The following is a 13,299-nucleotide window of genomic DNA, read 5'->3' as shown; positions in this document are numbered from 1 at the left end:
TGCGGCCGAGAATAGCTGCGTCGCAACAAGGGGGGAAGATGGTTGACAGCCAGCCGCAACGACATGGTTAAATGTCAGGATAATTCCTTCACCCAGCGCCCGCCCTTCGCGCCGCGCGCATCCGGCATCCCATTCTGATGACAACTCTGCTCACCACTCTTGGTCCGGACCGCCTGCGGCAAGGCTACGAATCGGGTTTCTGGCAACCACACACCTTGCATGCCAGAGCCCTCGCCCAGGCCACGCGCACGCCGGAGGCCGTGGCCATGCGCGATCGCCAGCGCGCCATCACATGGCGCGCGCTGGTGGAAGCCGCTGATGCGCTGGCCGCCGACCTGCGCGCCGCCGGACTGCGCACCGGGCAGCGTGTCGCCGTCTGGCTGCCAAGCCGTGTTGAGGTTCTGGTCGCGCTGCTCGCCTGTTCGCGCGAGGGGCTGGTCTGCTGCCCATCCCTGCATCGCGACCACACCGTTGGTGAGGTGGCGGAATTGCTGACACGCATGCGCGCCGCCGCGCTGATCGCGGAGGAAGGCTACGGCGCCGATGCGGCACGTCATGACATTTTCGCGCGCGCGGCGGAGATCCCGTCACTGAAGCGAGTGCATCAAATGGCGAAGCTGTCGCCGGAGGCGCGGCAGGCCTGGGCGGGGCCGGCGCTGGCCACCTCGCCGGAAGCCGCACCCGTCGGGCATCCGGACGGCGTGCTGTACCTCGCCTTCACCTCCGGCACCACGGCGGCGCCGAAGGGCGTGATGCACAGCGACAACACCGTGCTGGCCAATGCCCGCGCCATTCTGGCCGACTGGTCCCTGGATTCGCGCGATGTGATCGCGACCTTGAGCCCGCTAAGTCACAACCTCGGCTTCGGCTGCATGGTGATGGCGGTGGAAGCGGGCTGCGAGCTGGTGCTGCCGGACCTGCCGCGCGGCGGATCGCTGCTCGATCGGCTGGTGGACACCGGCACCACCTTCCTGGTCGGCGTGCCCACCCATGCCATCGACCTGCTGGCGGAGTTGAAGCGCCGCCAGGCGACCCGCATCGGCGCGCTGCGCGGCTTCCGCATCTCCGGCGCCGCGGCGCCGCCGCAGGTGGTGGCGGATCTGCTGGCGCATGGCGTCACGCCGCAATCCGGCTATGGCATGACGGAGGCCTGCTCCACCCACTACACCCTGCCCGGCGACGATCCCGCGCTGATCACCGGCAGTTCCGGCCGCCCCGCGCCGGGTTATGAAATCCAGGTCGTCTCGCGCGACGATCCGGATCAGGCCTTGCCTCCCGGCGAGACCGGGCAAATCGCCGGGCGCGGCACCAGCCTGATGCTCGGCTATTTCGACGACCAGGCCTCGACCGAGGACAGTTTCAATCGCGAAGGCTGGTTCCTGACCGGCGATCTCGGCTGGGTGGACGAGGCCGGTTACATCCGCATCACCGGCCGCAAGAAGGATGTGATCATCCGCGGTGGCCACAACATCTTCCCCGCGAAAATCGAGACACTGGCCATGCAGCACCCCTCCATCGCCCGCGCCGCCGCGCTGCCGGTGGCGGATGAGCGGCTGGGGGAGAAGGTGTGTCTGGCCGTGATGCGCAAGCCGGGACAGGAGGTGACGGCGGAGGCGCTGCTCGCACATCTCGATGCCGCGGGCCTGTCACGCTACGACATGCCGGAATTCTTCCTCGACCTGCCGGAGATTCCCCTGACGGCCAGCGGCAAGATCCTGAAGCGCGGCGTGGCGGCGGAGGTGGAGGCCGGGCGCCTGACGCCGGTGCCGGTGCGCTGGAGCGCGCCGGCATGAGGGCCGCGCAGGTCGCCGCCTTTGGCGGGCCGGAGGCGGTGGTCATCACCGAATTGCCACGCCCCGCGCCGGGACCAGGCGAGGTGCTGGTCCGCGTGCAGGCGGTGTCCGTTAATTATGTAGACCTGGTGGTGATCGCCGGGCGCTACCAGTTCGTGCCGCCTTTGCCCTTCACGCCGGGCAAGGGTCCCACGGGAATCATCGAAGCGGTGGGTGAAGGCGTCACGGAATGGGCGCCGGGCGATCGCGTGCTGGCGATGGCGGAAATCGGCAGCTACGCCGAATACACGCTCGCGCCCGCCAACCAGTGCTATCGCCTGCCAACGGCCATGCCCTTCACGGAAGCGGCGTCCATGGCGCTGGCCTATGACACTGCCTGGTTCGCGCTGCGCGAACGCGCGCGGTTTCAGCCAGGCGAGACGGTGTTGGTGCTCGGCGCGACCGGCGCGGTGGGGCTCGCCGCCGTGGCGCTGGCGAAGGCGCTGGGTGGCCGCGTGCTGGCGGGTGTGTCCTCCGCATCCAAGGCGCAGTTGGCGCTGGATGCGGGCGCCGATGCGATCATCGACCTGTCGCAGCCGAACATTCGCGAAAGCCTGCGTGCGCAGGTAAAGGAGGTGACGGGGGGCGGTTCCGTTGACATCGTCATCGATCCCCTCGGCGATATCTATTTCGAGGCGGCGCTCCGCGCACTCGCCTGGAAGGGGCGGCTGGTCGTGGTGGGCTTCGCGGCGGGGAACATCCCGACGCTGAAGGCCAACTATCTGCTGGTGAAGAACATCGAGGTCAGCGGGTTGCAGATCAGCGACTACCGCAAGCGCGTGCCCCAGGACGTCGCCGCCTGCTTCGCCGAAATTTTTGCCCTCTATGAACGCGGCCTGGTGAAGCCGGCGCCGGCGACCGTCATGACATTGGATCAGGTGGCGCAGGCACTGGCGCTTTTGCGGGATCGCGCCGTCAATGGCCGCATCGTGCTGACGCCCTGAGGAAAGACCCCAAGAAAATGGAACCGGATTTCGATCTCTGCCAGGTCGTCGGCGAATCCGCCGACCGGCTGGTCTCGGCCCAGGTCTTCATGTCGGGCGGTGGCGCCGACATCACCAACCGCAACATCACCAAGGAGCTGTATGAGGCCGCCCGCGCGCTGCAGGGCGCGCCGCTGTCCTCGATGGCCGCGCGCGCCTTGGTGGAGCGCGTGCAGCCGCGCGACGTGGTGCTGATCTGCGCCGGCTTCTTCGACCCGCCGGCGATGATCTCCGAAGCCGATGGCCCGGTCGGCGCCGCGCTGCTCGGCCGCGCCATCGCCGTGGCGCTGGATGCCACGCCGGTCTTCCTCACCGAAGTCACCAATATCGCGCGGATGGAAGCGCTGGTGCGCGCCACCGGCCTCGACGTGATCGGTCTGGACATGGCCGTCACCACGCCCTTCAAGGCCGCCATCCTGCCCCTGCCGATCGACCGCGCCCGCGCGGCGGTGGAAGCTGTGCACTGCTTCGATGGCACCAACGCCAAGGCGATGGTCTGCATCGAGAAGCCGGCGCCGAATTTCTCCGGCACCACCCATACCGGCCCGGGCCTCGACGTGACTGATGTGGTCGGCAAGGTGGAGCTCTATATCGATGAGGCGAAGCGCCGCGGCGTGCTGACCATCGGAATCGGCGATGGCGGCAACGAGGTCGGGATGGGCCGGATTCCGGAGGCGGTGCGCGATGTCGTGCCGACCGGCAAGTTGATCGGCACCAAGGTCGAAACCGACATCCTGGTGGTTGCCACCATCGCCAATTGGGGCAGCTACGCCATCGAGGCCTGCCTCGCCGCCGCGCTGCATCTGCCGGAAGCCTTGCATTCCCTGGATGTGGAACGCCGTGTGGCTGATGCGGCGTCGCGCGCCGGCTTCATCGACCCGACCAGCGGCATGGCGCATGGCTGGGTGGACGGCACGCCGCCGATCGCGGGCGAATCCATCCTGGAACTGCTACGCTGCATGGTGGAACTGCGGCTGGACCGCAAGCGCCGGCCGCATGGCATGTCCGGCTTCGGCCGCCGCTGGCAGGAAACCGGCAAGGCGGAGGCCACCGTCGCAATGTGGGCAAAGCACCTGGCGGCGGAGGAAGCGGCCTTCTTCAGCCGGCCCTAGAGCCGTTTCACCGAAAGCGAAGACGGTGAAACAGCTCTAGCTATTTATTTTTACGCATTTTCCGAGTCGCCTTGCGAAGCCGCAAGGCTTGAAAATGCTCTAACGCGACGGGTGAAGGCGGCGAGGTCGGCGTCGAAACGCGCCGGCTCCTCCAGGAAGGGCGCGTGGCCGCTGGCCTCATAGATGCGCAGTTCGGCGCCCGGCAGCAGCGATGCGATGTGGCGCCCGGCGCTGGGCAGCAGCACCTGGTCCTGGCCACCATGGATCACCAGCGCCGGCACCCGCAGGGTCGGCAGCAGATCGTCATGGTCCACCTGCCAGCCCATCATGGCCCGGCGGACCCAGGGCGGCGTCATGCCATTGGTCAGGTCCATCAGCCGTTGCAGATCGGGCGGCAGCGGGGCTGCGGTACAGGCCTCGATGAAGCGCAGCGTGCCCGCCGCCGCCTCGGCCATGTCCGCCGAGCCCATCGCCGCCTGGATCGGGCCGGTGGTGCCGCGAAACCGCTGCGCATCCGGCACGCCGCCCTTGCTGATGGCGCCGACGAAGGCCAGCCCGCCCAGCGCCGCCGTCCCATGTCGCCGCGCCACCGCGCCGAGAACGCGCCCACCAAAGGACCAGCCGGCCAGCACCGGGCGGTCCAGCCCGAAGGCGGCGATCACCGCCGCCACGTCATCGGCCCATAGCTCGGGGGATTGATAGGCGGCCGGGTCCTCCGGCTTGTCGGACTGCCCATGGCCGCGCAGGTCGAAACCGATCAGACGAAAATCGCGCGCCAGCTCGCCGGTGAATTGCCGGGTCCAGCACAGCGCGGCCTGCGAAAAGCCGTGGATGAAGAGGATGGGCGAGCCATCCGGATTACCACCCTCCACCGCCGCCAGCCGCACGCCCCCGGCGCCCAGCACCTGGCGCATCGTCGCACCACCCAAAAGATCAGCCACCGAGATAGGCCTTGCGCAATTCCGGGTCCCCCGCCAGCTCCGCCGCCGCGCCCTGCACCACGATGGCGCCGTTGCGCAGCACATAGGCACGATCGGCCAGTTGCAGGGCCATATTGGCGTTCTGCTCCACCATCAGGATGGTCAGGCCGGCCGCCTTCCAGCGGGCCAGAACCTCATACACATGATCCACGAACAGCGGCGAGAGGCCCATGGAGGGCTCGTCGATGCAGAGCAGCTCCGGCCGGCGCATCCAGGCGCGGGCCATGGCCAGCATCTGCTGCTCCCCGCCCGAGAGCGTGCCGGCGGCCTGGCGGCGACGCTCGGCCAGGCGTGGGAACAGCGCGAAGGCTTCCTCCAGATCCGCCTGGAGGCGCTCAGCCGGATCGCCGCGCCGCGCATAGGCGCCGAGGCGCAGATTCTCCTCCACGCTCATCTCGGCGAAGACGCGGCGGCCCTCGGGGATCGATCCCACGCTGCGGCCTATGATCTGGTGCGGGGCGAGCCCGTCGATGCGCTGGCCCGCCAGCGTGATCTGCCCGGCACGCGGCCGCACCAGGCCGAGCGCCGCCTTCACCGTGGTGGACTTGCCGCTGGCATTGCCGCCGAGCACCGCCACCACCTCCCCCCGCCCGACCGTCACAGTCACGCCGAACAGCGCCTGCACCGGGCCGTAGAAAACGTCGATGGCGTCGATGGAGAGATAGGGTTCAGCCATGGGCGTGGCTCGTCTCGGCGCGGCCGAGATAGGCGGTGACGACGCGCGGATCGGCGAGCGCGTCCTCCGGCGTCGCATCCACCAGCACGCTGCCATGGTTCATGACGATGACGCGGGAGGCGAGCTGCCGCACCACCTGAAGCTTGTGCTCGATCATCACGATGGTCAGCGCCGGACGGTCGGCGTGGAGTTGCGCGATGAGGTCGGCGAGTTCGCCCGTCTCGGTCGGATTCATGCCGGCGGTGGGCTCGTCCAGCAGCAGCAGGTCGGGCTCCGCGACCAAAGCGCGGGCAATCTCCAGCCGGCGGCGATTGGCATAGGACAGGCTGAAGGCCGGCGCGTCCCGGCGTGGCCAGAGGCGGTCGCCAAACAGTTTCAGCGTCGCCTCCGCCCGATCCTCCAGCAGGCGGCGGCGGCTGGCATAGCCGGGCAGGCCGAACAGGACGGAGGCGGTCTCGGCCAAGGTGTTGAAGGCGCACGGCAGGCGGCCGCCGCCGATCAACTGCACCTGGGTGCCGACCAGCACGCTTTCCAGCACGGTCAGGCCGGGGAAGACCCGGCTGGTCTGGAAGCTGCGTGCCACGCCGAGGGCGCTGATGCGCTCCGGCGGCAGCCGCGTCAGATCATGCGGGCCAAGACGGATGCGGCCCGCATCCGGCCGTACGAAGCCGGTGATGAGCTGCACCAAAGTGGATTTGCCGGCGCCGTTCGGGCCGACGATGGCCAAAAGTTCGCCGCCCGGCACGGTAAAGCCGACATCATTGGTGGCGACCAGCCCGCCGAAGCGGCGGGTGACGCCTTCCAGCACCAGCGCGCCGGGATGGCGATGCGCGGCCAGGGCCTGGGTCAGCGCTTCGCTCATCGCACGCCGCCCAGCCCCTGCGGGCGGAAGCGCAGCAGCGCCAGCAGGATCAGGCCGTAGACGATCATCCGCCAGTCGTCGAAGGCACGCAGCGCCTCCGGCAATATGGCCAGCAGCACGCCGGCGATGACGGCGCCGGCGATATTCCCCATGCCGCCCAGCACCACCATGGAGATCAGCACGATGCTGGTTTCCAGCACGAAGGAATCCGGGCTGACAAAGGCCTGCAGCCAGGCGAATTGCGCGCCCGCCAGCCCGGCGATCAGGCCGGAGGTCGCGGCCGCCAGCACCAAATAGCGTCGCACCGGCACGCCAGCCGCATGCGCCGCCGGCCGATCCTCCCGGATCGCGCGCCAGCTGCGGCCGATGGGGGATTCCAGCAGGCGATGTGCGATGACGTAGCAGACCGCCAGCAGCGCCAGCGCCAACCAGTACTGCCGATCCAGCGGCTGCATCGGGACGCCGAGCAGCGTGCCGCGAGAAATGCCGGCGATGCCCATCGGGCCGCGCGTCAGCTCGATCCAGTTCAGGAACAGCAGATAACCCACCTGCCCCACCGCCAGAGTCGCCAGCGCCACCGCATGGCCGGTCAGGCGGATCGCCGGCAGCGTCGCCACCGCCGCCATCAGCGCGGTGCCGAAGGCGGCGGCGGCCAGGATGCCCTCCACCGGCCAGCCATGGTTGCGACCCAGAATGGCGCAGAGATAGGCGCCGAAGCCGAACAGCGCCGCATGGCCAATGGAGATGATGCCGGCGGAGCCCGAGAGCAGCGTCAGGCTCAGCGCCAGCATAGCGAAGACGGCGCAGCCCGCCGCCACCTGCACCACATAGGCCGAGCCCAGCCAAGGCAGCAGCGCGGCGAGCGCGATCACCGCCAGCATCATCCAGAGTTTCGGCCGCAGCACCCAGTTGCGCGTCCGCGCCGTGGCACCGCCGAGACTGGCGATGATGGAGGTGGTGGGGATGGCGCCCGATGCGCCGCCGACGCCGCCCAGCGCCTCCAGCTTCCCGGTGCCCAAAAGCCCCTGTGGGCGCACCATCAACACCAGGATCAGCAGCGAATAGGCGATCAGGTCGCGCGAGCCTTCGCCGACATAGCCGCTGGCGAGATTCTCGAAGATGCCCAGCAGGAAACCGCCCAGTACCGCCCCGGGAATGCTGGCGAGTCCGCCCAGCAGCGCCGCGGCAAAGCCCTTGATGCCAAAGGGCACGCCCATCTGCGGGAAGACGGACTGGTAGTACATCGCGACCAATATGCCCGCGAGCGCCCCCAGCGCGCCGGCCAGGCCGAAGGCGATCTGGCGCATCAAGGCGACGTCGATGCCCATCTGCGCCGCCGCTTCCGGGTCCTGCGCCGTGGCGCGCAGCGCGCGGCCGGTCCAGGAGCGCGAGAGGAACAGCATCAGCCCGCCCATCACGGCCAGCGAGACGATGAAGGTCGCGATGTCCACGCCGGTCAGGAAGGCGCCGCCGACGAAGACGACGAAGGATTGCAGCGGGCTCGGGAAGGGTTGCGATTCGGCGGACCAGATCAGCTCAGCCCCCGCATCGGCGATGACGGCGATGGCGAGCGTGGACAGCAGCGGCGCGATGGCCGGCGCATTGCGCAGCGGCCGCAGCGCCAGCCGTTCCACCAGCATGCCCACCGCGGCCGTGGCGAGCACGGAGAGGATGCCCGCCACCACGATCGGCAGGCCCCATTGGATCAGCGTGAAAGCGAAGAAGGCGCCCAGCATCAGCAGGGCGCCCTGGGCGAAGTTGATCAGATTGGCGACGCCGAAGACCAGCGAGAAGCCCAGCGCGATCAGCGCATAGACCGAACCGATCACCAGCCCGTTCAGCAACTGGCTGAGGAACAGCTCGATCATGCGGGGGGCGAGTCCATCATCCCGGTGAACAGACCTTCCATGCGACCCGCCGTCAGGCGGGTCGAGGCCGCGAATGCGGCCCGCGGCCTATGCCGCGAAGGGACAGGCGCGCGTCAGCATCCCGGCCGCGGACTCACGTGTAGAGTTCGTACTTGCCGTTGCGGATCACCAGCAGCGTCATCGGCTTGCGCGGGCTGCCATTGACGAATTCGGTCACGCCGCTGGCGCCGTCATAAGGCGGCAGCGCGTCGATGGCATCGCGCAGCGCTTCCCGCGTCACCGGGCGGCCGGCGGTGATCAGCGCCTTGGCGCCTTCCGCGGCGATGGCGATGGCGTCATAGGCGAAGGCCGCCCACTGGTCCGGCTCCCGCCCATATTTCGCCTGATAGCCCTGGGTGAAGGTGGCTTTGGCGGGGTCGGAGGGGAAGAAATAGGTGGTGCAGACCACCCCTTCCGCCGCCGCCCCGGCCAGGCGCAGGAATTCAGGATTGTACAGCGGGTCCGCCCCGCCCACCGGCACGGTGATGCCAGCCTGGCGAAGCTGCTGCATGAAGATGGCGCTCGGCGCGTAATGGCTGGCGATGAAGATGCCATCGGCGCGTTCGGCGCGGATCTTGGTGATCATGGCGCGGAAGTCGCGCGCCTGCTGGGTCATCGCCTCGGACAGGATCACCTGGCCGCCGCGCTTCTCGATCTCCGCCTTGGTGGCCTGGGCGACGAAGATGCCCCAGTCATCCTGGAAATAGGGCAGCGCGATGCGCTTGGTGCCCAGGCGGTTGACCATCAGCTCCGCATTCAGCTCCGCCACGATGTCCTGCGTATTGGGCATGCGGAACTGATAGGGGCTGATCTTGGTGTAGTCGGGATGCGAGGAGGTCGGGCTGACCTGCGGCATCTTCGCCTGGGCGAAGACCTGCCCCGCGGCCATCGAGGATGTGCTGGTGAAGCTGCCGATGGCGGCCACCACCTCGGCATCCGCCACGAAACGCTGGGCGATGTTGGTGGATTGCAGCGGGTCGCCGCGATCGTCCTGGAAATCCACCACCAGCCGGCGCCCGGCGAGGCCGCCGGCGGCGTTGGTCTGTTCCAGGAACAGCTCCCCAGCCTCACGGAAGCGCTGGCCATTGGCGGCGAAATTGCCGGTGAAGGGGCCGAAGAAACCGAACTTCACCGTATTGCCCTGGGCGACCACGCGATCCGGCATCAGCGCCACGGCGCCCAGGCCGGCAAGGCCACCCATCAAGCTGCGACGTTGGATCATGGCGCGATGCCCCAAGGAGGATGAAGGCGCATTGTTGCGATGCGGCGAGAGTAACGACCGGTCACGCCCATGCAAGTGTCATGCCCCGGATGGCAGATCATGCCCCCATGATTGCCGCGGATGGAATTTCATCCCCCAGAAGCTCCCTGTCGGAATAGCTCCGAACTGCGGCCAGGTGATGCGCCGCATCCTCCACGAACAGCGACCGGGCGATGGACTCCGCCAGCCGTCGCGCGCCGTCGCCGACGCCCGGAATATCGCCGCTGACCAGGCCGAGGCTGGCCATGGCGCCGATGTTGAAGCCATACACCCGGCCGACCCAGGCGGAGCGGGCGGCGCCGCGCGGCTGGAATTCGAAACCCGGGCCGAGATAGGGGTAGGTGGCGAATTCGCCCAGCCCGCCCGGCGCATCCACCATATCGGCCCAGAGTCGCACATGCGGCGCGAGTTCCGCCAATTCGGGGCGCAGGGACATGTCGATGGCGAAGCCAGTGCCGAGGATCAGCATCGCCGCGCGCATCGGCCCGCCCGGCAGGGCCAGCGTCACCCCCGCCGCATCCTCCGCCACGCCCAGCACCGGCGTGGCGAGGTGCAGGCGGAATCCGGGATGGGCGGCGAGGCGCAGCAGCGATTCACGCGGCGGCGCGACGGCACCCTCGAAGGCCGCCATCAGGATGGCGAGGCGCGTTGCGTCGTCGAGGCCCGGCATGCCGTGGGTGAAGCCGGCATGCACCATGGACTTGAAGCGGTTCAGCACCGGCAGGGCCGCGCGGCGCACCAGCAGATGCACCTCCGCCGCGCCGTGTTCCAGCGCCGTCGCGGCGTTGTCGACCGCCGATGCGCTGGCGCCCACCACGGCGACGCTTTGGCCGGCGAGCGCGGCGAAGTCGATGGCATCCTTGCTGTGGCGGATGCGCGGGCCGGGCGTGGCCGGCACCCAATCCGGCACGCGCGGCCCGCCGAGCCCGTCGCGGCCGGTGGCCAGCACCAGGCGGCGCGCCAGCACCACCCCTTCGCGATCCGTCTCCACCGCCACCAGCCCATCGCGCCCCGGGCGAATGCGGGTGGCGGTGACGCCATTGGTGACCGGCAGCGCCAGCACGCGGCGCAGCCAGACCAGATAGTCCATCCACATCGCGCGCGGGATCTTGCCCAGCGCCTCCCACCCCGCCTCGCCATGCTGCGCCGTGTACCAGGCGCGGAAGGTGAGGCTCGGCAGGTCCTGTGCCGGGCCGACCAGATGCTTGGGCGAACGCAGGGTCAGCATGCGGGCATAGGTGACCCAGGGCCCCTCCTGCCCCGCCGGCGCGGCGTCCAGCACCCTGTGCCGGGCGATGCCCAGGCGTTGCAGCGCGAAGCTGGCGGAGAGGCCGAGCATGCCACCGCCCAGCACGAGCACATCCAGCGCCCCATCCGGACGCGGCGGCACCCAGTTGGCCGGCGGCAGGTTCAGCAGCGCCAGATCCTGACGCAGGCGGGCCTCAAGCAGGTCCAGGGACAAGGTCGGCATCTCCAGGGGGCGCGGTTGTCGAACAGCCTTGTCGGAGGCCCCGCGCCTGTCGAGTCCCAGCCGATGCGGCGCTAGCCCGCCGTCAGATTGGCCGCGCGCACGATCTCCGCATAGGTCGTGGTGTCGCTGCGGATGCGTTCCGCCAGCACCTCCGGCCCCTGCGCCAGCACGTCGAGGCCGATGGCAGCCAGACGTTCCCGCGCCGCGGGGCGGCCGATGGACTGGATGAAGGCGGTGGACAGCGCCGCCTTCACCGCCGCCGGCGCGCCGGCCGGCAGCACCACGCCATACCAGGTGTCCGACAGAAGCTGCGGAAAGCCCAGCTCGCGGAAGGTCGCGACATTCGGCAGCAGCGCGTGGCGGGTGTCGGAGACGATGCCCAGCGCGACCAGCTTATTGTCCTGCAGCGCGGGCAGAACATCGGACAGATTGCCCATGGAATAGTCGACACGGCCCGCCAGCAGGTCGGTCAGCATCGGCGCCACGCCGCGATAGGGCACGTGTTCCGCATTCAGCCCGGCCAGCATCTTCAGATGCTCCAGCCCCATATGCTGGCTTGTACCCTGGCCATTGGTGCCGAAGGACAGGCCGCGGCCCGCCGCCTTCGCCTTGGTCAGGAAGCCGGCGAAATCCGTCGCCACCGAGGGATGGCAGACCAGCACATGCGGCGTGGTGACCAGCAGCGCCAGCGGGTCGAAGTCGTTGGAGGCGCTGTAGGGCTGCGGCTTGTGCAGCGACTGGTTCACCGTGAAGCTGTTGGCGACCATCAGCACCACCTGCCCATCGGCCGGCATGGTCTTGACCGCCTGCACCGCCACCAGCGTGCCGGCGCCCGGCCGGTTCTCCACCACCACCGTCTGGCCGAGCAGCGGCGCCGCGCCTTCGGCCACGATGCGGCCCACCATGTCGAAGCTGGAGCCAGGGGGGAAGCCAATCACGTAGCGAACCGGGGCATTGGGGCGCCAGGCGGTGCCCTGAGCCCCAGCGGGGGATAAGGCGGAGGTGGCAAGCAGAGCAGGCAGGGCGAGCAGGGAACGGCGGTGCATGGAAATTCCTGGTCTGGTGGCCGGATCGGGCCGTGATGAACGTGCTGCAATGCAGCAATCCGCGTGCCACGATGCGGAGAGCGGATGGCCAGGCCACCTCGCCGGCCACCGGCGGCCTTGTCGCCCCCTCGGACGGCGGCGAAACTGCCCCCGCTGCGCGCCCGACAGAGGCGCCGCATTCGGGAGAGACCGCGCCATGCAACGCCGCACCATTCTGCAATCCCTGGCCGCCGCGCCGCTGCTGGCGACCCCCGCGATCGTCCGCGCCCAGGACTTCACCCAGCCCGTCCGGATCATCGTGCCCTTCGCCCCGGGCGGCACCAGCGACATCCTGGCGCGGCTGATCGCGCCGTCCCTCACCCGCTACATCGGCCAGTCCGTGGTGGTGGAGAATCGCGCTGGCGCCGGCGGCAATATCGGCGCTGACCTCGTCGCGAAAAGCCGGCCGGATGGCCATAACATGGTGCTGCTGGACATCTCAGTCCTGGCCACCAACCCGCATCTGTTCCCGCGCCTGCCCTTCGACAGCCTGCGCGACCTGGCGCCCGTGCAGATGGTGGTCTACGCGCCCTATATCCTGGCGGTGAACAACGACCTGCCGGTGCGCGACGCGGCGGAACTCGCCGCCTATGCCAAGGCCAATCCCGGCAAGCTCAACGCCGCCAATTCCGGCACCGGCACGCTGAGCCATCTGGTCGCGGCCTCCCTCTCCGCCGCCTGGGGCGGGGATGTGGTGCATGTGCCCTATCGCGGCGGCGCACCGGCCCTGACCTCGCTCGTCACCAACGAGGCGAACTTCACCGTGGCCGGTGCCACGCAGTCGCAGACCTTCGTGGTGAACAACCAGATGCGCGGCATCGCCGTGACCGGCACCAAGCGCCTGGCCGCCGCCCCCAACCTGCCGACCTTCCAGGAGCTGGGCTGGCCGGAGCCGCAGTCCGGCACCTGGCAGGGGCTGCTGGCCCAGGGCAACACGCCGCCCGCCATGATCGCGCGGCTGGAAGGCGAGCTGGCCAAGGTGCTGGCCGAGCCCAACATCATCCAGCGCATCGCCGAGATCGGCGGCGAGGTCCGCCCTGAGGGCGCGGCCAGCTTCCGCCGCATCCTGACCGAGCAGACCGAAAGCTACGGCCGCATCATCCGCACCCATAACATCCGCATCGAGTGAT

11 protein-coding genes are annotated in these 13,299 nt (G+C 69.2%); 4 read left to right on the top strand and 7 right to left on the bottom strand.

What is annotated here, in order from left to right:
* Positions 1–137 precede the first annotated feature (137 nt).
* From ACVFYP_RS14535 to ACVFYP_RS14525, 3 genes are read left to right on the top strand one after another with little or no spacing between them, the layout of a single operon-like run.
* Complete coding sequence (locus tag ACVFYP_RS14535) at positions 138–1,793, top strand: class I adenylate-forming enzyme family protein (RefSeq protein ID WP_499200903.1); 1,656 nt, start codon at positions 138–140, stop codon at positions 1,791–1,793.
* Positions 1,790–2,776: an NADPH:quinone oxidoreductase family protein gene (locus ACVFYP_RS14530; RefSeq protein WP_499200902.1), complete on the top strand. Its 987-nt coding sequence runs from the start codon at positions 1,790–1,792 to the stop codon at positions 2,774–2,776. Before ACVFYP_RS14535 ends, ACVFYP_RS14530 begins: the two co-directional genes overlap by 4 nt.
* Positions 2,777–2,793: 17 nt before the next feature.
* A complete protein-coding gene (locus tag ACVFYP_RS14525) occupies positions 2,794–3,927 on the top strand; it encodes a glutamate cyclase domain-containing protein (protein ID WP_499200901.1) in 1,134 nt (377 codons plus the stop codon).
* 50 nt (positions 3,928–3,977) lie between these two features.
* Here the strand turns inward: ACVFYP_RS14525 and ACVFYP_RS14520 are convergent, their stop codons facing one another.
* The 7 genes from ACVFYP_RS14520 to ACVFYP_RS14490 all read right to left on the bottom strand — a co-directional run bounded on the left by ACVFYP_RS14520 (position 3,978) and on the right by ACVFYP_RS14490 (position 12,130).
* A complete protein-coding gene (locus tag ACVFYP_RS14520) occupies positions 3,978–4,868 on the bottom strand; it encodes an alpha/beta fold hydrolase (protein WP_499200900.1) in 891 nt (296 codons plus the stop codon).
* Positions 4,861–5,583: an ABC transporter ATP-binding protein gene (locus ACVFYP_RS14515; RefSeq protein ID WP_499200899.1), complete on the bottom strand. Its 723-nt coding sequence runs from the start codon at positions 5,581–5,583 to the stop codon at positions 4,861–4,863. Before ACVFYP_RS14515 ends, ACVFYP_RS14520 begins: the two co-directional genes overlap by 8 nt.
* Positions 5,576–6,445 (bottom strand): ABC transporter ATP-binding protein, encoded by an 870-nt coding sequence (locus tag ACVFYP_RS14510; RefSeq protein ID WP_499200898.1) that lies wholly within the window; start codon positions 6,443–6,445, stop codon positions 5,576–5,578. The genes ACVFYP_RS14515 and ACVFYP_RS14510 overlap by 8 nt, the downstream gene beginning before the upstream one ends.
* Positions 6,442–8,313 carry an ABC transporter permease gene (locus ACVFYP_RS14505; RefSeq protein ID WP_499200897.1) on the bottom strand — a complete coding sequence of 624 codons (1,872 nt, stop codon included), beginning with the start codon at positions 8,311–8,313 and terminating at the stop codon, positions 6,442–6,444. Before ACVFYP_RS14505 ends, ACVFYP_RS14510 begins: the two co-directional genes overlap by 4 nt.
* Before the next feature lie 133 nt (positions 8,314–8,446).
* Positions 8,447–9,574 (bottom strand): ABC transporter substrate-binding protein, encoded by a 1,128-nt coding sequence (locus tag ACVFYP_RS14500; protein ID WP_499200896.1) that lies wholly within the window; start codon positions 9,572–9,574, stop codon positions 8,447–8,449.
* Between the two features lie 97 nt (positions 9,575–9,671).
* Positions 9,672–11,084: an NAD(P)-binding domain-containing protein gene (locus tag ACVFYP_RS14495; RefSeq protein WP_499200895.1), complete on the bottom strand. Its 1,413-nt coding sequence runs from the start codon at positions 11,082–11,084 to the stop codon at positions 9,672–9,674.
* A 71-nt stretch (positions 11,085–11,155) separates the two neighbouring features.
* On the bottom strand, positions 11,156–12,130 hold the full coding sequence (locus ACVFYP_RS14490) for a Bug family tripartite tricarboxylate transporter substrate binding protein (RefSeq protein ID WP_499200894.1): 975 nt from the start codon (positions 12,128–12,130) through the stop codon (positions 11,156–11,158).
* 196 nt (positions 12,131–12,326) lie between these two features.
* Here ACVFYP_RS14490 and ACVFYP_RS14485 point away from each other — a divergent pair, with 196 nt between their 5' ends.
* The gene (locus ACVFYP_RS14485; protein WP_499200893.1) at positions 12,327–13,298 is read left to right on the top strand and encodes a Bug family tripartite tricarboxylate transporter substrate binding protein; all 972 of its coding nucleotides are present in this window, start codon (positions 12,327–12,329) and stop codon (positions 13,296–13,298) included.
* The last annotated feature ends 1 nt before the right edge of the window (position 13,299 follow it).

The organism is Roseomonas sp. F4, from assembly GCF_053891155.1.
Note: the sequence above shows the minus strand (reverse complement) of the source record. Positions and strands in the feature narration are given on the sequence as shown.